Origin of the sequence: Echinicola rosea (genome assembly GCF_005281475.1) — a bacterium.
GTDB lineage: Bacteria > Bacteroidota > Bacteroidia > Cytophagales > Cyclobacteriaceae > Echinicola > Echinicola rosea.
On the sequence record NZ_CP040106.1, the window covers coordinates 3,943,429 to 3,964,746 of the forward strand.

A 21,318-nucleotide genomic window follows, 5' to 3' on the forward strand; every position below is an offset into this window, starting at 1 on the left:
TGATAACTGTTTTTAGGTACTGTGATTGGCCAAACTATTCTGGATAAAGGAAGGATTTCTCTATTGTATAGATTTGTGGCTCATATAATTTCTTGAATCCTATTTCTCGCTTTTAATGATGTTCTCCAACACACGTTCCTCTCCATCAATATTGTCCGGAATAGGCAGATGAAGGAGGTTGCAAAGCAAGGGATAAACATGAATGTTTTCAAATGACTTGATTCGATGGCCTGATTTAATGGCTGGTCCATTGGCATAAAAAATCGCATGCATGTCTTCCCATTGGGGATCAAAGCCGTGTTCGCCGAAAATTTTGGTGTCGTACATGGCACTTCGGTTTTGGTATTTGATAAATCCGGATGTCGCGACAAAATAGTAGCCAGGATCCGGAATAAGGAGTAAATCCCCTACTCTATCTGGATAATTGATTTTCTTACCATAGTACCGCTTGGAAATGGGATCCACCACCTTAAAATTACTTTGCAATTTTCGAAGTGCCTTTCTTATGTTTTTCTTATCACTGGGATTTTTGAGATGGAGATGTGCCAACGCCCCATCATTATAATACTCCAGTTCAAAGGGCGCCAGAAGTTTTTCCAAATCTATCAATCGTTCTTGGGTCACATTGGCCATGCCATGGTCGGATACGATAACTATGTTGACATTAAGGTTTGAGGTTTTGATTTCCTCAAATAGTACGCCCAGTTCGGCATCCAGCTTAAGCAATGCGTCTCGAAGCTTTTGGTCATTGTCGGGGCCATATTTGTGCCCCGCATCATCCATATCTGAAAAGTAAAGCGTAATCAGCTTAGGCCGACTAGCTGACGGTAGGGTGAGCCATTCCAGTACTTTGTCTATCCGCTCGGAATTGGGGACCGTACCGTCATAATCATAATAATAACTTGGTCTGATTCCTTGGATAGCTGCCTCAGACCCTACGAAAAAGTAACTGGCCGCCTTTATATTATGTTGCTCTGCCAGCACCCAGATCGGCGTGCCTCCATACCAAGTCCCGTCTTGAACCACTGATCGGTCACTGATCCGATATACTTTTTTCTTTTCAGGATTATAAAAGGTATTATCTACTAGCCCATGATTACCAGGCCTCATCCCTGTAGCAATAGTATAATGATTAGGAAAAGTCTTGGATGGAAAGGAAGGGATCATCGATTCAGCAGCTGTTCCACCCGCAATGAATTTTTCAATATTGGGAGGATGAAATCGCGCTGTATAATCATACCGGTATCCATCCAATGAAATTAACAAGACGTATTGTTCTTTCCCCTGGGCCATTGCCTGTAGCATTGAGGTGATAGAAAACAGGGCTATCCATAACAATTTCATTTAGCTTCCTTATTTAAATGTTTACCAAAAATAGCGAATCCGTAAGATAAAAGATCAACTCAGTGTTAAATTATCCTCTACGATAATTTGGCTATGAGTAGGGATTATCTACAAGGCTTGGATAGGTACAGTCCATTGTTATAATACCCTCCTATTAGGGACGCAGCCCCAAGAAATATGGCTTGATCCCAACTTTTTCCCTCGATCCAGTATTACGGCTTGCCTTTCTCAAACAGGATCAAAATAAAAAAGGTTGCCAATTTGTATTGGCAACCTTTATATAAGCGAAATTCTGTTTATTAATTTCCTCCTTCTAACCAGTCAGGACCAAGAAGCTCTTGCAGTTTTTTGTCATATTCTGCAGCTTTCTCTTCATTTTTCAGACGGGTATGGATAGAGTGTAGTATTCTCAAAATTTCAGTATTATCAGGCTTAAGCTCTACAGCTTTTTCGAAAAGAGGAATAGCTTTTTCATATAGACTGTCGGCTTCAGCCAGCATATCTTCGGATTTTGCTTCCCACTCATCATCAGGAAGGTTGTTTACTTCATTGATGATCTCCCTTGCCTGATCGATATACACAGCACCGGCATAATAGTTACCTTCAAAGAAATCAGGATCAATTTCCACTGTTTTCAAGTATTCTTCCAATGCCCCGTCGAGGTCACCGGATTGCTCTTTTAGGTAACCGTATCTCAAACGGATCGGTGCGTTGTTTGGATCTTGGTCAAGTGACTGCTTGATAGAAGCCATGGCCTCATCCATTTTCTCCAGTTGAAGCAAAAGCTGGATTTCAAATTCGGAAAGTCCCTTGTCATTTGGATACTCTTCACGTGCTTGTTTTACCAATCGGTAAGCTTCTTCCTGATCATCCTCTTGCTGATTGGCAATTTGGATAAGGAAGTAATATGCATTTAACTTATTGTATTCAGGAACATCAAGCAGCATCGTCAAATACTTCTTGGCCGCATCATAGTCTTCTGCCATGTTGGCAGTATATCCAGCATTGAACACGATAGAAGTATCCTTCGGATCAATGTCTGCAGCAATAGCAAAGAACTTGGATGCCAATGCATGATCATCTACTTCGTATCTGCTAATGGCTTTGTTTACTGAAGAAGTCTTCAGTTTAAAGATTCCTTCTCCCTGAAGGTTTTCTGGAAGCCCTGGGACCACTTCCTTATAAATCTCTTTGCCTATTTTGCTGGTAGAATCATTACCGTCCATATCAAGAGATTTTCTGAAAGCATCAAGTGCATTTCTACCTTTGCCTACTGTAGCCTCAGTATTAGAGGAATCGGCTACAAATTGGATAGTAAGGATTTTACCCTTAATTAAGAACGTTTCAGGATCGGCTCCCGTTTCGGGATCTTGCGTTGCCGTTTCGATGTCCGTGAGTGCTTCAGAAATATTCCCTTTTCTCAGGTTTTTTTCAGCTGATCTGACAACTTTTTTCTGGCCAAAGGCTACTGTAGAAGCCACACCGACCAAAGCCAATGATAAAATTAATTTCTTCATTTTTGTCTAATTATTCCTCTTTTGGTTTTTCGCTATCGTTTGATTCGTTTTGATTTTCGTCAGTCGTATCCTCAATTTCCTCGATGACCTCCTCTACTTGCTCTACTTTTGCAACAGAAGAAATCTCATCGTTTTCATTGAGCTTGATAAGGCGGACACCTTGCGTCGCTCGGCCCATGATCCGCAAACCAGCTACCGGGGTTCGGATGATTATTCCTGATTTGTTGATGATCATTAAGTCGTCAGAATCAATTACTGACTTAATGGACACTAGGCTACCGGTCTTTTCGGTGACGTTCATTGCCTTCACTCCTTTTCCTCCCCTGTTGGTAATGCGGTATTCTTCCACTGCACTACGCTTTCCATAACCTTTCTCCGAAACGACCAATAAAGTGGCTTCCTCTCTGTTCACACAAACCATGCCAACCACTTCGTCGTTCTCATCACTTAAGGTGATGGCTTTCACCCCAGTAGCCGTCCTTCCCATTGGCCTTACCACAGATTCATGGAAGTGGATGGCCCTACCGGATTTCGCTGCGATGATAATGTGTGAATCACCATGGGTGAGTTCCACATTTAGCAACTGGTCGTCTTCACGGATATTAAGGGCTATGATCCCGTTGCTACGCGGTCGGGAATATTGCTCCAAGGTAGTTTTCTTGATCACACCATTTTTGGTAGCCATTACCAAGAAATTGTTCTGGATGTAATCTTCATCGCTAAGATCTGCCACTTGTATGATCGAACGGATCTTATCGTCGCTTTCGATATTGATCAAATTCTGGATTGGGCGACCTTTGGATGTCTTGCTTCCCTCTGGAATTGCATAGGTTTTTAGCCAGAACAATTTCCCCTTATCGGTAAAGATCAGAAGGTAATTGTGCGTCGATGCCGAAAATAGGTATTCGGTATAATCATCATCCTTGGTCCTTACTCCCCTCGAACCAACTCCTCCTCTACCTTGCGTACGATATTCCTTTAGGGCTGTTCTCTTGACATAGCCTTGATGGGATACTGTAATGATGACCTCTTCATTAGGAATCATGTCCTCATAACTGAAATCCTCTGCGTTATGCTCGATTGTTGTTCTTCGCTCATCGTTATAACGCTCCTTGATTTCTGCCAGCTCAGTTTTGATGATTTCCATCCTTCTTTCCTTTTTCTCAAGGATGTCTTTCAGGTCTTCTATGAGAATCATCAATTCCTCGTATTCCTTCTGGATCTTTTCGCGCTCCATGCCCGTCAATCGCTGGAGACGCATATCTAGGATGGCCCGGGCTTGAATCTCGGTCAGTTCGAATTTCTCCATTAAGCCTGTACGTGCTGTTTCCGGATCTCTGGAATTTCTGATGAGGCTAATGACTTCATCCAAATTGTCCAGGGCGATCAGGTACCCTTGAAGGATATGGGCACGTTTTTCGGCTTCCTTCAATTCATATTCAGTCCTTCTGGTCACCACCTCATGACGGTGATTTACATAGTGGACTATTAGCTCTTTTAGATTTAGCGTATAAGGCCGACCTTTTACCAGCGCCACATTATTGATGCTGAAGGACGTCTGCAATTGTGTTTGCTTGTACAGATTATTAAGGACTACATTAGCAATAGCATCACGCTTAAGTTCGTAAACGATGCGCATTCCGCGGCGATCAGATTCATCCCTAATAGCTGAAATCCCCTCTAATTTTTTCTCTTGGATCAATTGAGCGGTTTTCTCAATCATGTTGGCTTTATTGACCAAGTAAGGAATTTCATTGATGATGATCATTTCCTTTCCTGTATCTTTGGTCTCCACCGTGGCTTTGCCACGCATGACCACTCTTCCCCTGCCCGTCTCATAGGCAGACTTTACACCATTATAGCCATAAATGATACCTCCTGTTGGGAAATCAGGGGCGATGACATGTTTCATCAATTCCTCAACCGTGATATCATTGTTTTCGATATAGGCTATCGTTCCGTCAATGACTTCTCCAAGCTGATGAGGAGCCATATTGGTAGCCATCCCTACAGCGATACCCGAGGCACCATTCAGCAATAGGGCGGGTATTTTGGCCGGTAATACGACAGGTTCCTTTAAGGAGTCATCAAAGTTTAACTGGAAGTCAACAGTTTCCTTATTGATATCCGTCAATAATTCCTCGGCGATTCTTTTTAACCTCGCCTCAGTATAACGCATGGCGGCGGCGTTGTCACCATCAATGGAACCAAAGTTCCCTTGTGGATCTACCAACGGATACCTTAAGGACCAATCCTGTGCCATCCTTACCATGGTCTCGTACACGGCACTATCACCATGGGGGTGATATTTACCGAGTACTTCCCCTACGATCCTTGCTGATTTTTTATAGGGTTTATTATGAAGTACTCCCAGTTCCTGCATTCCAAAAAGAATTCTGCGGTGTACTGGCTTCATGCCATCTCTTACATCTGGAAGTGCTCTGGAAACAATCACCGACATCGAATAATCGATGTAGGCACCTCGCATTTCTTCTTCGATGTTAATCGGTATTATGTTCTCGTTTTCTCCTTCGGCCATATGTTGAATTTCTCAATATAAGGTTGCAAGATAATAAAAAGAATAACGTTTTAAAATACTATTTTTCCTTTCAAATGGGTTTTATTACCGCTTTTTAATACCATTGGCCTACCTTCCGATTTTGCATGTGCCAGATAGAACTTCCGCGATATTCCACTCCGTTGTGTAAGTGTTTCATTTTCACCCCACATCCGGGTATTTTGCACCGCTTGGTACCAGGTAATCGCAGGGCTACACCTAGATTGATGGTAAAAAGTTTTTGCTCCAACATCTGGGCTTCTTCCATTCCCTCTAGTTGGTAATTAAACTTTCTGAATGATGCGTTGGGCTTTAGGAATATTTTGGTGTATTCTGAAAATTCCCGCTCTATCCTCAACCCAATGGCATAATACGGCTCTGTTGCAGTTAACGTATTGTCATAGCTTTCCTGGATATTGATGGAGCCATATTCCGCCTCTAATGTAAACCTCCAAGGGTAGTTTTGCTCCATCCGCAATTTACGCTCCGCCTGCATATAGTGATTGTTACCGCTATATTTTCTGTATTTCCAGTTCAGCAAGGCCCTTCTCCTTTTGGCATCGTACAGCACAAGCCCCAAAGTACCGTACATTTTATCAAAGACGTATTTGTCATTTGTAAAGGTGAATTGATAGGAATCGCTTTCCATCGCGGCCATACTCCCCATCTCTCTTCCATATCCACCACCTATTGTAAACAGCCCAAAAAGATCAATACGAACCCCGGCATCGAAAGGTATAGCACTACTATTGGACTCAAAAACCGTGGTTTCCCCTGCCGCAATGGCTTGTGAATTGCTGTTATCATTTAGGATGCTAATCGGATAATTTTCAGGCATGGCGCTGCTAAAATCCATATTGTTTAAGTGCATGCCATATCCTCCACTGAGCTCCAAGGAAATCTTACTGATGATTCCCCGTGTAATGTTTCCTACTCCGCTGTCACTTCTACGGGTTTTCTCTGGCCTGGCTTTGGTATCGATTCCAAATATATCTTCTTCTTGAGCCTGTACTATTCCACTTGAAATAAACATGATTAATACCACTATAAATGAAGGCTTTATACTATTTAAGAGTACAGGGTACTTAATAGAAAAAGATAACGCTCTATTTGTCGTCATGGGTAGTTGTTGATTTACGTAGTTTCTTCAATCGTTGGTTGCTAAATTTAAGTAATTCAACTTATATTTTCACGGGATTCAGCTTTATTCTTATTTCCAGTGAAAAACTAAACCAAAAAAGCCCTCCAATAAATTAGAGGGCTTTATAAAGGATTTTCGTCGGCTATTCATTAAGCGCCATCGCCTTCCTCTTCTTCAGAGGCTCTTGCACTTGCTTTTTCGGCGATTAATTCATCTACTTTTGACTTTACAGCTGGATCAGTTTTCATGGCTGCATTTACTTTATTATAAGTAGCCGCACCCAGAACCTCATCATCTTTGATCAGGGTGATCATTCTTTCTTTGATCACGTCAGAAAGGGAGTTTTTGGTATCTAGTATTTTCTGGTATTCGGCTTTCTCCTCATCCGTAATGCTGATCTCAGCAAGTTTGGCATCATCTCCCCACGCTTCCTTGATCTCATTGTACCTTGCCACATCAAATACATCATTATCTTTGATCATGCTCTCCAGATCCGCTTGCTTTACTTCCATGAAATGGTTCACGGAATCCTTCATGCTAGCAAATTTTTCAATCTCTTCATCAGTAACTGGTTCAGCTTCACTGTCTTCTTGCTGAGCTTGAACAGCTACACTCATTAAACACATCATTAACAATGCCCATCCAAATAAACGCTTCATCTTTCTTAATCTTTTTAGTGAATATTCTTAAAGTAAACTAAATTCCAATAAAAGGCATTACAGTTAATTAAGCAAGGAAATTTCCTTAAAAATCCTTAATTTTTTGTCCAAAAAACATTTTTATTGGAAAGAATTAGGTATTAATCACCGGATTACGTTACAGTTCTTTTAACGCTGAAATGGTTGCTTTAGGATCCTCTGCATCAAACACAAAACTGCCTGCCACCAAAATATCCGCGCCGGCATCGATCAACTTATAGGCGTTTTCCATGTTTACACCACCATCAATTTCAATTTTTGCTTGGGAGCCTGATGCAGTAATGATGGCCTTCAGGTTACGTACTTTCTCATAAGTGTGTTCGATGAACTGTTGTCCCCCAAATCCAGGGTTTACGGACATGATAATCACTGTATCGAGTTCACGGATAATGTCCCTTAACAGTTCCACATTGGTATGAGGATTGATGGCCACACCAGCTTTACAGTCCTGTTCACGAATCGCTTGGACTGTCCTGTGCAAGTGTTGGCATGCTTCAAAATGTACCGTTATGGTCTCTGCACCAGCCTCTTTAAATGCGCTCAAATACTGATCAGGGTTTACGATCATCAGGTGCACATCTAGCGGCTTTTCCGCGTGCTCCTGAATGGCCCGCACAACTGGAAAACCAAAAGAAATATTGGGGACAAAAACGCCATCCATGATATCGACATGAATGAGATCCGCTTCGGAATCATTGATCATTTCGATTGCTGATTGAAGATTGGCAAAATCAGCAGCCAATACTGACGGGGCAATTAGGGTATCCATAGTAACAATTGGGTTTAGCTTACACAAAATGAAGCATAAAGAAAACAAAAAAAATGCAAATTCTGGAATAGATGGACGACCTTTTCAAAATTTACTCCTTACCGTTATTTTATAATGATTTTATGCCGCTCGATATTAAGTCCTTCCATCAACTGTACGACATAAAACCCGCTGTTTACCTTGGCGATTTCCACTTCATAGGGAACGTCATTGGAGGATCTTTCCAGTTGGTCTTGATTGATTACCTGCCCATTTTGGTTGAATAGTGTAAATTCACACGCTTCTTTACTTCCAAATTGGATGAAAAGCTCCTTACCATCTGTTGGATTGGGATAGATTTTGGTGTTGGCCACTTCTGGTCTGGCCACTACATCCAGGATTTCCCCGTAATATGCCAATTCAAAATCAGGAATGCCATAGCCCAGCTGATTGTCCGGATTCTTAAATTGACTGCTGCTTTGTATAATATAATGGATTAGTTCGTCCTTGGTCCACTCGGGCTTTCCTTGCCACAATCCAGCGGCGAGCGCTGAAATTTGGGGAGCGGAAAAGGACGTTCCGCTTGCGGTGGTCGTAGCATTCGCACCTTGCCATAGCCTTACACTCCTGCCCAAGGCTACTACATCAGGCTTAATCCGACCATCGGCTGTTGGCCCTACAGAACTGAAGCTCGCCTTGGTAAGCCCTTGATTTACAGCGCCAACAGATAAGATACCATCCGCATCCGCCGGTGCCGAAATGGTCGTCTCTGAGTTGCTGCCTTCATTACCGGCACTGTTGACTACCAAAATCCCTCTGTCAGCAGCCATAGTCGCCCCTTGCGTGATAATGGCCGTCTCGCCGTCAAGGTCTGACTTTTTATAATCCATTGATGATTCATTGAAGGTCATGTAGCCAAGTGAGCTGCTTATGATATCCACTCCCAGACTGTCTGCAAATTCCGCAGCTCGTACCCAGTTATATTCTTCAATGCGGTATTCAGAGGCCACATCTTCAGTGATGCACAAGACATATTCTGCATCATAAGCGCCTGCCACAAGGGTACTGGCATCATTGGATGCTATCAAGGATAGCGCGGCCGTACCATGGGTTTCAGATCTGAAAACATTGCCTGACCAAGGCATGACAAAATCCCTCGTGGCAATAATTTGATTGTTGTCAAAGAGATGTTTCATCCCTTCTATCTCATCGGTATTTAAAAAACCACCATCAAAGACCGCTATGGTCACTCCCTTACCTGTAAGTCCTTCTGCATGCATCTTGGGGATACCGATCAGGTTATTCTGAAAGGCATAATCTTCTTCGTCTTTGGTTTTGGACAATAAACGAATGCGAACAGGATGATTTAGGATGTTGGACCTCTGTTCTCTATTATCTGTATAGAAGCCCTTGGCAATCAACTCTATGCCCTCCTCCTCTACAAATGGCAGTTTCTTTACCGCAGCTATCTGCTCATCCGTGGCTACAACAATGGAGGCATTCATCCATTTACTGTTGTACTGTACATTGATTACAATATCCTTGACCGCGTCAATATATTGCTCGGATACAGGCAGGTCTGTGCTGTCCAAAACCACTGCATTGCGCTCACGCCTATCTATTGCCTTTTGGCTGAGAAACGCCGTAGGTTCGTCCAAATGGAAATTTTCTTGCGGCTTATACTTGTAATGAATTGCATACCTATCCTGCCCTTTTACCGCTGCTGCAGAAAGGATGATTAAGCTGACAGCAGTGATAAATCTCCTAATATTGTCCATTATAGATCAGTTTCAAATGTGATAAACGACCATTTTCAATTATTTGTTCGCCAAGACAATCATTTCTAGAGCAATAGGTCAAATTTTCAATATACTGCTCTACCATACCTACTCCCTTCGCATAGACTTCATAGCGATTGTCCCTGATGGTTATCTGGTCATCTTCTTGTTCCTGCAGCACTTTTACAGCGTTTTCATAGGTATTGCCATTGACCTCATATCTTCCAAGTTCCTCAGAAGAATACAAATCTTCTGCAACTGAATTATACACGTTGGCATCCCAGGTTTTTTGGCTTGATGGCGGAAATACCAACGGTATAGTAGCCAAGTTTTCGCTGGATCTCAAAAGGGCATTCTTATTTATTTGCAAGGTATATACCGAGTGGTCCTGCCAAGTGGATTGATCGGTGGATTTTTCCCTTACGACACGAAAAATAAGTCCTCCTTCTGCGTCAATATAGCTGTCAGTAATCCTATCCCGATAATAAAAAGTAGTTGATTCGCTGTCACCAGCCCCAAAATACAAGGTTTGGTCCACGGCATAAACCCAAAAACGGGAAACTTCTAGAGGCATGTAATCATGCCCCAAGTCCGCTGGCTCAGCAGCATCAGTCTGACATCCGATGATCAATACAAATATGAGATAATGTAGAAATTTCCTCATTCAGTTCTTTTTTGCCACGATGCAAAAATACAATTTCCCTTGATACCTTCATGGTTACCGACCCGAAAAAAGATTTTACACTGAATCACTTCGATAAAAAACTGGTCATTTCCCTTGTGCAGGATTGCCTGTCAGGTGGCTCAGACTGGTCTGACGTGAAACAACAAAAAGTTGGTTTGCTGCTAAAATGAAGAGGGATGTCTGGGCAAGGGCTGGCTTTTATTTTAGCCAAATTCCCCTGATGATGCTGCGCATTCAAGGTGGTGCTGCTGCAGAGCATTCAGAAGGAATGTGTCAATGCTGTCTCACAATTGAACAAATCGTCATCAAGAGCGAAGTGAAGCCTGGCTGACGGGCATAGCCGTCAGGCTAACGCATCATATACTTTTTTATAGCGGAACTGGCATGTCAGTATGGCCAAGGTTTAGAAATCGTGGCTTTTCTACTTATCTTTGGCTCGATAAAAAAAGAGAATAGAAAATAACAGATAAGAATGGCCCTCAAGACATTTGTAAAGATCAGTACTGTAAATAACTTAAGCGATGCGCGATACTGTGCAGGAATGTATGTAAACCTCATGGGATTCAACCTGGAGCAAGAGAATAAGGATTATATGGCTCCAGAAAAATATCAAGAATTGACAGAATGGCTATCGGGATTAGATTATGTGGGTGAATTTGAGGCCAGTCATCCCGATAGTATTTTGGAAACCGCCAAAAATTATAAGGGACTAAGTTACCTTCAGGTAAATGAGGAGGCATTTTTGCAAATGTTAATCAATACATCTTATAAGCTTATCTTAAAGCAAGAAATAAAATCCCTTGGTGATCTGGAAGACCTTGCGGCCAAGGCCCAAACGTATCAAGAAAATGGCGTTTTACTATTGCTTGAATCGGGGAATTTAGAATTCAATGATGATGCCAGTAACTTGGTAAAGGAAATTGCGGAAAAGTGCGAAGTGTTACTTGGTTTTGGACTAGAGGCAGATACGGTAGAAAATCTGGTTAAGGACACAGGTGTAAAAGGAATTGCTATCAAAGGAGGCGACGAGATCAAGCCTGGCCTTAAGGACTTTGATGAATTAGCCGATATTCTGGAAGCATTGGAAGAGGAAGATTGACCTTTTGTCAATCTTTCAGCCCATCCCGCCATTCGGCAAGATAGGCTACTGCGGTTTCCAATGTACAAATCGGGCCAAAGTGCTAGCGGCACGATAGATTTTCTAACCTGCGGATGAATCCACAGGAGCCTAAACGCCACTCAACCTCCCGAAAGAGTGCCATCGGCACGGATGATAGCTAGGCCTACCCGAAAATTGTTTTCTTTCAAAACACTTAACGCGTTTGCCCTGCCCACTGATATTGGCTCCAACCAAAGCCGATTGTATTTTATATTGATCAACAATCCAATGAACTGAGCAAATATTAGTTTACCATTTTTCCTTCTTTTACCAACTCCTTTTTGATTCCGGTAAGCAGGTCTTCCTGACCAAGTTCCTTTTTATCCTTGCTAAGTGCCTTCAAACTGGCATATTGGATTACATTGACAATATTAGCTCCGGTAAGTTCATATTTTTTTGCAAAGACGGAGAGATCGAGATCTTTGGCGATCTTTGCCTTTGGTGGGATATTCTTTTCCCAGAGGATAAGTCTCTCAGCCGCCACAGGCAATGGAAACTCAATGATACTTTGGAATCTCCTGGTGAAGGCCATGTCAATATTACTTTTAAAATTAGAAGCTAAAATCACCAAGCCAGGATGATTTTCGATACGCTGTAATAAATAAGAGACTTCTTGATTGGCGTACTTGTCATGCGCATCACGGACATTGGTGCGCTTTCCGAAAATAGCATCTGCTTCATCAAAGAACAGGATCCAATCTTTGTTTGCAGCTTTGTCGAATAAAGAAGATAGATTCTTCTCTGTCTCCCCAATGTACTTGGACGTGACTAAGGAAAGGTCTATCCTGTAAACATCCTTCTGGGTATATTTCCCCAATAAGCTTGCGGTGAGCGTTTTGCCAGTTCCAGGGGGGCCAAAGAACATCACGCGATATCCTGGCTTCAATCTCTTGTGCATTCCCCATTCGTGCAATAATGCATGTTCATGCTGAAGCCATTCTTCAATTTCCTGAATATGGTTTAATGTTTTTGAATTCAAGACAAGATCTTCCCATTCCAATTCGGTATTGATCAGCTGTGCTGGAAAACTGGAACTTAATTTTGGTTTGCTGATACGTTCCGTGGTAAAAAGTTCGGCATATTCTCCGTCCATAATCAGGGCACCAGACCAGCGTGGTTCGCTTCTACTGCCTTCTTCCAGTGAGATGATCCCTTTTTGGAAGAGGAAGGATGTAGTGAACAGCGGTAAGTATTTCTTTCGGGTATTGGCATCATTGCCAGCCAAAATGTACAGGGCAGTTTCCCCTGTTGGGATGATTCCACGATGGTTTTTGGCTTTTATCCCACCAAATTCCGGAAACTCCCCTCCTTTTGGAAAATACGCTTGAATGATACGATTAAAGAAACCCGGGTCTATATGCGGAACCAGTGCCAAGGTCAGTAATAATAGCTCTTGGTTTTTGACTTGGTGGTCAAAAATAAATTTTCCCAATGCCTCCTCCTTGTTGAGGTGTAAGTCCATCTGAGGCTTTGGGAGCTGCTTTACCTTGCCTGTTTCAAAATCCATCCGTGCACAAATGGCAATCTTCAAAAAATGTAATAGTTCGTTCATGGGTGAGGATATAAAGTTGAAATGTCGTAATGTTTTGGGTTTACAGGTAGAATGGTTTGGCTGGCCACCACCTAGTGCCTACCCAGGCTGTAATGGATAGACCAATGCCTATTCCGTGCTTAACTTCGTCCTTCATTTGTACCTTTCATAAGCACGTTGGAGTTTGACATCATAGTGGTTTTGGGCGTAGGCGGGGCCATTGTAACCCCTAGCAAATTTGGCCCAATCTTTTCGTTTCAGGTGCCTGATAAGGTTCTTGGCCTCAAGAAATTCCCCAAAGGCTTTTAGATGCTCCCGCTCATGTTTTTGCATTTTTTGCACAAAATCCTTCACCGAAGGATAGCCAAGGTTTATGGCATGGTAGCCCATGATCTGAAAGGCTCCCCAAGAAGCAGATGAATAAGCCGCATCTTCAAATTCGGGCTTTGTGTCTATATTAATGGCCTTTTGTAATCGATCATATTCTGCTCCTCCCCCTTTGTAGTGATTGCGTGTCCATTCTGGATAGAGCACATTACTGGTTTGCTGATTGAAGTAAGTATTGGGATCGATCCCTCTTTGTTTCAGCTGTCGCCAAAACACATGGCCTTCAAAAAGGATCTTAGCCCTTCCATCAGCCAAAAAACCTTTGCCACTGCTTTCTACTTCATTTACAGCTTTGACAGTGGCCAGTTCGAGGTCATATTCATTACCAAAAGCTATTAAGTCCTGCTCTGCGAGGAGTTTATTGTTTTGTTGGAGCACCTCTGGGTTTTGTTCGAGTAGTTTACTCCAGGTTTTCAATCCGACGATACCATCGACCACCAAATCATTTTTCTGCTGATATTCCCAGATCGCATGATGGGTATCCAATCCAAAATAATTGGAAACATAAACTTGATACCCCATATCGGATAGTATTTCTTCCAAAAAGCGTACTTCAGGTCCGCGAGAACGGTATTTGATGGTTTTCATAGTTTTCAGGATGTTTGGTTTTCAATGAGATTCTTGTAATGCCTTGCTTTAGGAAATTCAGGCTTGATTTTCAAGGCTTTTTCAAAAAGTGATAGCGCTTCATCATATTGGTGCAAACTGCTAAGAATGACACCCTTTTCCGTTAGGATATTGGGATTTTCCCCATCATATTTTAGCAAAATATCCAATTGTTCCAGGCCTTTTTGGGTGGCTCCTTTGGCAAGGTAGTTTAAGGCGAGATAGTACCTGAAGTCCGGGTGATCAGGGGAGATGGCCAATGCCCTCATTAAAGCCTTTTCGGCTAGCCCATGATTCCTAAGTTGAAATTCACATCTACCGATCTGAAACCAGATTTCGGCATGTTTCCCTTCGCCAGAATGGGCATATAACAGCTCCAGAGCAGGTTCCAGGTCTTTTTGAAGGATCATGACCTTTGCCATTTCCAGAAAATGCGCTGGCTTTGGAGCCAGCTGGACGACTTCATTCCAATAAGCCCTGGCATCCCCCAAGCGATTTTGATGAGTGGCTAGATGCGCTAAGCTGACCCAAGCCCCAAGTGCCTTTGGAAACTTTTTGACAGTGTTTTGGTATTGTTTTCGGGCGTCCTCGAGTTTGCCCTGCATGGCCAGCGAATTTCCTGCGTTTACCATATAACTGGCTTTTTCTTCTAAGTCAATTGCTTTTTGGAAAAATGACAAGGCTTTGTCAAAATCCTTCTGCTGATGATAGTACAATCCCATGTTGTTCAGTAGGGATGTGTTTTCTGGATGAAGCTTGTAGGCTTCTTCATAACAGGAAACCGCCTGGTCAAATCTTCCATTTAGGAAATGCTTGGCTCCCTGATTGTTAAGTTCGATAGCTCTTTTGGTTTCCATAGTAGTAATTTAAGAAAATATATCGTTTTTAACATCCCTGGCAAGCCCTTTCGCCATATCAATAACATCCAAATCAGGATAGATTACTTCAATGTCATCGAATGACATGTCGAAAGCTTCGCCCTCTCTGTAGTGAACCGGAAAGACTACACCAAACTGAATGTCGGGGCCCCATTCGTACGAAGCAAGATTGTGACGCCAAGTTTCGGAAACCGAAAACCATCCGATTCCCAAACTGGCCCGGGCAAAGGCATTCAGGTCGAAGGTGAATTTTGGATTGACCGTAACCCGCCCTTCTGCGTCTAAGGCCAAGCCAGTTTGAGGGCTCCAGTTGACATCTACTTCCGCAGCTGCTTCCCCTTCCAGCCCCAAAGATCCCGCAAGCTCAATTCCGCCTGTCAAGCTGGCAATACCGACACTCACGCCCAAGCTCAAGTCGCCACGTAAAGTCAAACCTGCATCTGCAGGAATGGCAAATTCCCCATGACCTGCTACCGTAGTTTCCTCTTCCCGCTCAGGGTTATAGGTGATTTCCGCAGACATATTGCGCAATTCTCCTGGGCCGAATCCGGCGGTAAAATCCAATCCGCCACCAATTTGCGCCACTAACCCAATACTCCGTGGTCCCAACGGAATGGCAAACAGGGGGATTTCTATGGTAGGTACCGTAAATAGATTACGGTTAACCTCTCTTCTACTAAACACCTCATACCTGTCCGAAGCCAATCGAGCGGTTACCTCGATCTCTCCTTCCGGTGTAAACGTGACCCCAGCTGTAGCTTCTAACCAAGGCGTCAATTGCAAGGTCAAACTTCCACCACCATATACCCGCATGGTATCGTCAGGCTCACCAATAGGCTCTCCATTCTCCCCGATAGCACGATTGGTCGCCCCTACCTCTATGGTGCCACTCAACATTCCCCGCTCGTAGGAAGCTCGGCCTTCGATGGTCAAGGCACCATTTTCATAGGTGACCGATAATTCCGATGATATGCCCGGAATATCCGGTTGGGCTGTTCCCGAAACAAATACATCATATTCTTCAGCACCAGATTCCTTGGACACACGTGCGGCTACATTACCTCCAGAGATACCCGGGATGTCACTACTCAGGTCAAAGTTACCACCAATAGAAAAACCCTCATCACCATATTCGATGGACATGGCTCCACGCTCTATGCCCGGAATGTCAAGCTCAGCTTCACCTGTGGCACTGAACGTGTTTTCGCTGTAAGTGGCATTGATGGTAGCGCTTTTGACTCCGCGAACCTTGCCTTCGGGAATGCCGATTTCACCGCCAATCGTCCAGATATTATCCTTGTATTCTACCGTTATCTCAGCAGGATCAAATAACTCCGAGTCAAAATTAAATGCTCCTTCCAGCTCAAAACCACCTTCCGTAGAAGCGGCTGCACCGATGTGTCCTTCCCCTACTTGGTCGATGCCGAAGTTTACTTGGCCTGAAATGCCAAGACCTTGAGTGCCAAAAGAAACTTCTAAAGTTGTTTCAGAGATGCTAAAAGGTGAAGGCATGGAAAACTCCTCTGAGGTAAAAAGCTTCCTCAACCTGATTCCATCTCCATCAATAACAATGTCTATATCTGCATCAGCAATAAAAGGAACGGTGGGTAATACCTTACCGATACCGTAAAATCCGTTTTCAGTGATATCAAGTTGATCGACCCTGATTGGACTCATCCCTGGTAACCTGAGACTCTGGAACACCCCTCCAGTTCCTTTCATTGCCTCATCAAGTGTCTTTTGTTTATCCACATAGAAAATGTAGGTTCCTTCGATCTTGTCCATGTACCAAGTCATACCGCTGTAGGAAGCACTTATAGTGTTTTTTCTCATATCAGCAGCTTTATAGGCATCTATGGCGAGAGTTTTGTTTTCAAAATCCGGAGGAGACTTTAAATCAACTCTGGGTAGCCATTGGCTTTTGGGAAATTCACTTTCTTCTGGTATGGACAGTTTTTTCCCACCTGAAGGAGAGATAAACAGGGCAGGATCAGATTCATTCCCCATCTGCTCTATTTCCTCGGCAGACATTCCTTCCAGTTTATCTAAGTGCTGCCCACCTTCAATATCACTGTATTTCCAATGTTGATCGGGGTTACCTGATTTGGTTTCAAGATTAAAATCATTACTCTCAAAGGAAATATTATATCCTTGATTTCTAAAAAGGTTGACATATTGGTTAGCCCTAGCAGGACGTGAAGGTAAATTAGGCCTATACTGCTTACTTGGATCTTGGTAATATGGAGACTTTAATACATCATATACTGCCTTTATTTTTTTATTCATTTCCCAAGCAATACTCGAACCTGAACTGCCATTAGCAGACCCTTCCAATAATTCATAGTTATCTTTCGTGTCCGCTCCACCTAATTGATGTTCTACGATATGATCTACTTGAAATGAAGCAGGTGAAAGATCTTTGTCCCATATCGGGATCAAACTTAACTCGAGCAACTCTGCCCTATTACCAAAAACAATGTACTCGGGATCATTTTTTCCTTTAAAAAAATATTTCCGGTCTTCTTCTGATTCCTCTTTTGAAAAACCTCCCAAATTAGTGGCTTCACTCACCTTTGCATTTAAAAGTGGAGTCACAGCAGTATTTAATGACGATTTCCAATTTTCTATTTGGTTGGTGTCTCTCCCAGTTGGAAGTTGAAAAGGAGGATTAAATCGATTGGCATATCGTGTACCTTTAAAATCACTAATACTGATCTTACCAATTTTTAAATTCTTCGCTGATCCCGATTCTAAGGTAGATAGGCTTCCATCAGCATCCTGAAAGGAAAAGTTATTTTGACTTTCATTAACAGGTTGTATCCCTTCTGGTGGACTCAACGCTTCCTCCTCCCCTTCCTTCTGTACCATCTTTCCCTGCACGGCATTGCTGCTGCCCTGCTGGATTGTGTGGGTCAGCTCATGGGCCAGGAGATGCTGGCCTGACGGACTGCTGGGATTATACTTTCCTTCGTTGAAATAGATGTCATTACCATGGGTAAAGGCCTGTGCCCCCAGGTCACTGCTCATCTGTACTGCACTGCTGTCGGTATGGATATTGACTCCGCTAAAATCGGCTCCAAAGCCACTTTCCATGCTGGATTGGGTGCTTGGATCCATTGGACTGCCTCCGCTGCCGGATTTGATTTGGCCCTCAAGTTGGGGACTTAAAGCCTTGCTGTGCTCGGACTGGGCTTGTACATTTCCCTCATTGGGATCATCATCATCACTGGCACCGAGGCTTTTCTGAAATTCCTCGTCATCCTGCGTTTGGAGCTCCTCTTCCTCCTCCTTTTCCTGTACCTGCTCTTCTTCCGTTTGTGACTGTACCACGGGTGTGACGGACTCGGCGAGCGGTTTTTCCTGTGCTTCAGCTTCGGTGGTTTCTGCCGTTACGAGTTCTTCCTCTTGCTGTGTTTGTACGGTGGTTTCTGGTGATGGTGAGGTTGTGGTATCGGTTTCATGAATACCACTGACTACTTGGTCTGCCATTTGATCAGCTTCCATTTCGAATTTATCCCCAGGTTGACCCATGTTCAACTTGGCCTGAAAGAAGTTCTCGGGCTGCTTTTGGGCAGGATTGCCTTGGGATTGATTCGTTTTGGAACTGAAGTGTTTCATCTAGGTACGTCTTGGGTGTTTTCGGAGAGAATTATTCACATGAGGAATGGTTTACGGGTATTATATTGGTGCAGAAAGGATTGCTCTTTTTTGAATCTTGGTCTGTAGTAAAGGGCACTAGATTGCCATAAATTCTTAGGTAACCTATCGCTTCTTTTTGATTTTCAATGGCCGGAAATGACAAGGTAAACTGGTACTTGGACTTCGGCGCAAAATGAAGTGTGCTCTGGTTGACCACTTCATTTAGATCAAATTGGTTTTCATTATAGGTTACCTTTTTGACGACAAAATCAAAGTCTCTTTCTGGATCCAGCGGCCGGTTAAGGTTAAGCAAAAGCACTGGCACTTTATCCTCCAGTGGGATCACCTTTTGTCCTTTATCGATCCATTCCATTTTCAAATAATATAAGGGGTTGACTATGTCCAAAGGAGCATCACTGATACAGTTCATGGTAATTTCCAGTAGTTCCGATTCCGGACTCCAAAAGAGCTCTTCAACCGTCACGGTAAACGAACTGTTATTGTCTGATCGTATGGATTCGACTTGGCCAAGGATTTCTTGAAGAGGGATGTCAATGGTATTTTTCACAATGGTGTTCATGGTATAATGATGATAACTAATCCAAACTATGACATAGAAATATACACTTAATGCATACATTGAAGTAGCACTTTAAGTACACAATGGTGGACAGGATGGCCATCCGTTGGCCTTTGCGTGATGACAGATTCTTCTGATCATGGGATTGAGAATTTCCCTTTCGGCACCATAGGTCGGCCCGGTCCCTCTTGGCGCACCATGATCTCCACCTACTAGCACCAAAATCTGGTTCAGCCAGTTGGTTTGTGCATTGCTGAGTGCAGCTAGATACGTGGGACTTACCCTGATCATAAGCTCTGCGATGCCGGCATTGGGGGCAAAGTGCTTGGGAATGGTGATGCCTTCAATGGCCGTTTCTAAAGGGGTGAGCACCGATGGATCGATCAGTGCATCCCTGAACTTTTCGGCATGTACCCTTTCATGTGCCAGTACAGCAGATGCCATGAACCAGTTTCCCCCTACCAAGGTCAAGCTGTTCATGTCATTGATTTGATTGCAGTAATTGGCTGCTGTAGTATTACCTCCTGGTCCGGTCACCTCGGTCACACCAGGAAGCAGGCGTGTCTGCAAGCTGTAATTGCCCGTAACACCTACTATCACTGGTTGCCATACGGCTCCATTGTCAATTACTTCGAGGTTTACCTGGACATTTTCAGGAAACGTCAGCCCCCATACTCCTGCCCCAAGCGCTCGGGATGGGGCTGCTCCAGGCTGTGCAATGACATTATCGAGATTGATCGACGAATTGGCAACTACCGGCAAGAGTGCTGGATCTACCTCCTGACCGCGGTCCCTCTTGTCCAAGAAGTCTATGGTGTTCGTGCCTACGATACCATCCACTTTGATCCCCACATCTTCTTGAAAAGCTTTGACGGCACGCTGCGTTTCATCACCAAAAGACCCATCCACCCCAAAACGAGGTAGTGGATAATTGAGTCCCACTAGGGCATTTTGGATCATGGTCACGTGGGTACCGTTGCTTCCAGACTGTACGGTTCTGAAATTGTCAAAGGTAGATTCCAAAATGGCATTTCTTGAAAACCTGCTAGTAGCGGGAAAGTCATGTCCATCTCCCAATCTGGCCTGAACCTTTTTCTGGACCATTCCTTTCTGTTGAATGGTATGGGTAAGCTCATGCGCCAATAGCTGCTTTCCTTTAGCGGAACCAGGCTGGAATTTTCCTTTATTGAAGTATATGTCATGGCCATGGGTAAATGCCTGCGCACCTATTTGGCTGCTCATCTCTGCTGCTTTTTCATCCGTATGGATGTTGACATTGCTAAAATCTGCCGCAAAACCGGCTTCCATTGCTTGTTTCGTATCTTTGTCTAATGGATTTCCCCCTCCTTTACTTTTGTTTAATGGGCCTTCTATTCCTTGTAGCGCACTGTCTGCTTTGGATTGGAGCTCTTTGTCTTCGGTTTTATGTTGGACAGGATCTTCCTTTTCCGCCGCCTCAGCTTTTAGCGGCTCTTCACTGTCTTCTGTAGCGGCCATGGTGGCCTCTTCTTTTTCGCATTCGGCACATTTGGCTTGTACCGGCTCATCATCTTCTTTACTTTGCAGAGGTTGTTCCTCCTCGGTTTTGGTTTGAACTGCTTCTTCCTCTTCTGCTTTTGACTGGACGGGCTCTTCCATTTCCTCTTCGGATTTGGTTTGTAATGGCTCCTCCTCCATTTCTTGTCGTTGAACCTTACTAATGCTTTCAGCAAGTGGTTGCTGTTGTACTTCTTCTTCCTCTCCTGTTTGGGCTTGGATGGACGCTGATGGTTCGGAATTGGCGACTACCTGGTCGGCCACAGCATCCGCTTCCTTTTCATATTGATCGTCAGGTTGGCCCATATCCAGCTTGGCCTGTACACCAAAGAAATCCTTGGATTGGTCATCTGCTTTCCTGAAAAGCTGATTTCTGGGTTGCTGGCCTGGTTTATTTTTTTTCCTTAGCTCTCTCATGGCTGTTTCATCATTGGTTAATATGGGATAACTGTCCCTATTTCCACCTCAGTCCACAGCTTGCTGTTGACAGTCCACTGCGCTGGTTTTGTTCCGTTTAGGTATCGAAATCAATCT

General features: G+C 43.6%; 15 protein-coding genes. 1 reads left to right on the forward strand and 14 read right to left on the reverse strand.

The window, feature by feature from the left end; all coding sequences use genetic code 11:
- Positions 1-99: 99 nt before the first annotated feature.
- From FDP09_RS15620 to FDP09_RS15655, 8 genes are all read right to left on the reverse strand, one after another.
- Complete coding sequence (locus FDP09_RS15620; protein ID WP_137403565.1) at positions 100-1,344, reverse strand: alkaline phosphatase family protein; 1,245 nt, start codon at positions 1,342-1,344, stop codon at positions 100-102.
- A 299-nt stretch (positions 1,345-1,643) separates the two neighbouring features.
- A complete protein-coding gene (locus tag FDP09_RS15625; RefSeq protein WP_137403566.1) occupies positions 1,644-2,861 on the reverse strand; it encodes a tetratricopeptide repeat protein in 1,218 nt (405 codons plus the stop codon).
- Between the two features lie 10 nt (positions 2,862-2,871).
- The gene (gene gyrA, locus FDP09_RS15630) at positions 2,872-5,400 is read right to left on the reverse strand and encodes a DNA gyrase subunit A (RefSeq protein ID WP_137403567.1); all 2,529 of its coding nucleotides are present in this window, start codon (positions 5,398-5,400) and stop codon (positions 2,872-2,874) included.
- Between the two features lie 94 nt (positions 5,401-5,494).
- Positions 5,495-6,451 carry a hypothetical protein gene (locus FDP09_RS15635; RefSeq protein ID WP_229683452.1) on the reverse strand — a complete coding sequence of 319 codons (957 nt, stop codon included), beginning with the start codon at positions 6,449-6,451 and terminating at the stop codon, positions 5,495-5,497.
- Between the two features lie 257 nt (positions 6,452-6,708).
- Positions 6,709-7,176, reverse strand: coding sequence for a hypothetical protein (locus FDP09_RS15640; protein ID WP_229683453.1), 468 nt, complete (start codon positions 7,174-7,176; stop codon positions 6,709-6,711).
- A 199-nt stretch (positions 7,177-7,375) separates the two neighbouring features.
- Positions 7,376-8,026: a ribulose-phosphate 3-epimerase gene (gene rpe, locus FDP09_RS15645; RefSeq protein ID WP_137403569.1), complete on the reverse strand. Its 651-nt coding sequence runs from the start codon at positions 8,024-8,026 to the stop codon at positions 7,376-7,378.
- A 104-nt stretch (positions 8,027-8,130) separates the two neighbouring features.
- On the reverse strand, positions 8,131-9,783 hold the full coding sequence (locus FDP09_RS15650; protein ID WP_137403570.1) for a S8 family serine peptidase: 1,653 nt from the start codon (positions 9,781-9,783) through the stop codon (positions 8,131-8,133).
- On the reverse strand, positions 9,770-10,447 hold the full coding sequence (locus FDP09_RS15655) for a hypothetical protein (RefSeq protein WP_137403571.1): 678 nt from the start codon (positions 10,445-10,447) through the stop codon (positions 9,770-9,772). The genes FDP09_RS15650 and FDP09_RS15655 overlap by 14 nt, the downstream gene beginning before the upstream one ends.
- Positions 10,448-10,940: 493 nt before the next feature.
- Here FDP09_RS15655 and trpF point away from each other — a divergent pair, with 493 nt between their 5' ends.
- On the forward strand, positions 10,941-11,567 hold the full coding sequence (trpF, locus tag FDP09_RS15660) for a phosphoribosylanthranilate isomerase (protein WP_137403572.1): 627 nt from the start codon (positions 10,941-10,943) through the stop codon (positions 11,565-11,567).
- 304 nt (positions 11,568-11,871) lie between these two features.
- Here trpF and FDP09_RS15665 read toward each other — a convergent pair whose 3' ends face one another.
- The 6 genes from FDP09_RS15665 to FDP09_RS15690 form a co-directional block, all read right to left on the reverse strand.
- The gene (locus FDP09_RS15665; protein WP_137403573.1) at positions 11,872-13,179 is read right to left on the reverse strand and encodes an ATP-binding protein; all 1,308 of its coding nucleotides are present in this window, start codon (positions 13,177-13,179) and stop codon (positions 11,872-11,874) included.
- Positions 13,180-13,311: 132 nt separating this feature from the next.
- The gene (locus tag FDP09_RS15670; RefSeq protein ID WP_137403574.1) at positions 13,312-14,133 is read right to left on the reverse strand and encodes an N-acetylmuramidase domain-containing protein; all 822 of its coding nucleotides are present in this window, start codon (positions 14,131-14,133) and stop codon (positions 13,312-13,314) included.
- A 5-nt stretch (positions 14,134-14,138) separates the two neighbouring features.
- Positions 14,139-15,008, reverse strand: coding sequence for a tetratricopeptide repeat protein (locus FDP09_RS15675; RefSeq protein ID WP_137403575.1), 870 nt, complete (start codon positions 15,006-15,008; stop codon positions 14,139-14,141).
- Between the two features lie 9 nt (positions 15,009-15,017).
- The gene (locus FDP09_RS15680) at positions 15,018-18,647 is read right to left on the reverse strand and encodes an eCIS core domain-containing protein (RefSeq protein WP_137403576.1); all 3,630 of its coding nucleotides are present in this window, start codon (positions 18,645-18,647) and stop codon (positions 15,018-15,020) included.
- Between the two features lie 31 nt (positions 18,648-18,678).
- Entirely contained in the window at positions 18,679-19,248 is a 570-nt protein-coding gene (locus tag FDP09_RS15685; RefSeq protein WP_187328686.1) for a hypothetical protein, read from the reverse strand.
- A gap of 72 nt (positions 19,249-19,320) precedes the next feature.
- A complete protein-coding gene (locus FDP09_RS15690) occupies positions 19,321-21,201 on the reverse strand; it encodes an eCIS core domain-containing protein (protein WP_137403578.1) in 1,881 nt (626 codons plus the stop codon).
- Positions 21,202-21,318 lie beyond the last annotated feature (117 nt).

What these genes read in the sequence shown, in the direction of transcription:
- FDP09_RS15670 (WP_137403574.1), bottom strand. Translation starts at nt 14,133, where the DNA reads ATGAAAACCATCAAATACCGTTCTCGCGGACCTGAAGTACGCTTTTTG.
- FDP09_RS15685 (WP_187328686.1), bottom strand. Translation starts at nt 19,248, where the DNA reads ATGAACACCATTGTGAAAAATACCATTGACATCCCTCTTCAAGAAATC.
- FDP09_RS15680 (WP_137403576.1), bottom strand. Translation starts at nt 18,647, where the DNA reads ATGAAACACTTCAGTTCCAAAACGAATCAATCCCAAGGCAATCCTGCC.
- FDP09_RS15650 (WP_137403570.1), bottom strand. Translation starts at nt 9,783, where the DNA reads ATGGACAATATTAGGAGATTTATCACTGCTGTCAGCTTAATCATCCTT.
- FDP09_RS15690 (WP_137403578.1), bottom strand. Translation starts at nt 21,201, where the DNA reads ATGAGAGAGCTAAGGAAAAAAAATAAACCAGGCCAGCAACCCAGAAAT.
- trpF (WP_137403572.1), top strand. Translation starts at nt 10,941, where the DNA reads ATGGCCCTCAAGACATTTGTAAAGATCAGTACTGTAAATAACTTAAGC.
- rpe (WP_137403569.1), bottom strand. Translation starts at nt 8,026, where the DNA reads ATGGATACCCTAATTGCCCCGTCAGTATTGGCTGCTGATTTTGCCAAT.
- FDP09_RS15655 (WP_137403571.1), bottom strand. Translation starts at nt 10,447, where the DNA reads ATGAGGAAATTTCTACATTATCTCATATTTGTATTGATCATCGGATGT.
- FDP09_RS15675 (WP_137403575.1), bottom strand. Translation starts at nt 15,008, where the DNA reads ATGGAAACCAAAAGAGCTATCGAACTTAACAATCAGGGAGCCAAGCAT.
- gyrA (WP_137403567.1), bottom strand. Translation starts at nt 5,400, where the DNA reads ATGGCCGAAGGAGAAAACGAGAACATAATACCGATTAACATCGAAGAA.
- FDP09_RS15620 (WP_137403565.1), bottom strand. Translation starts at nt 1,344, where the DNA reads ATGAAATTGTTATGGATAGCCCTGTTTTCTATCACCTCAATGCTACAG.
- FDP09_RS15635 (WP_229683452.1), bottom strand. Translation starts at nt 6,451, where the DNA reads ATGTTTATTTCAAGTGGAATAGTACAGGCTCAAGAAGAAGATATATTT.
- FDP09_RS15625 (WP_137403566.1), bottom strand. Translation starts at nt 2,861, where the DNA reads ATGAAGAAATTAATTTTATCATTGGCTTTGGTCGGTGTGGCTTCTACA.
- FDP09_RS15665 (WP_137403573.1), bottom strand. Translation starts at nt 13,179, where the DNA reads ATGAACGAACTATTACATTTTTTGAAGATTGCCATTTGTGCACGGATG.
- FDP09_RS15640 (WP_229683453.1), bottom strand. Translation starts at nt 7,176, where the DNA reads ATGAGTGTAGCTGTTCAAGCTCAGCAAGAAGACAGTGAAGCTGAACCA.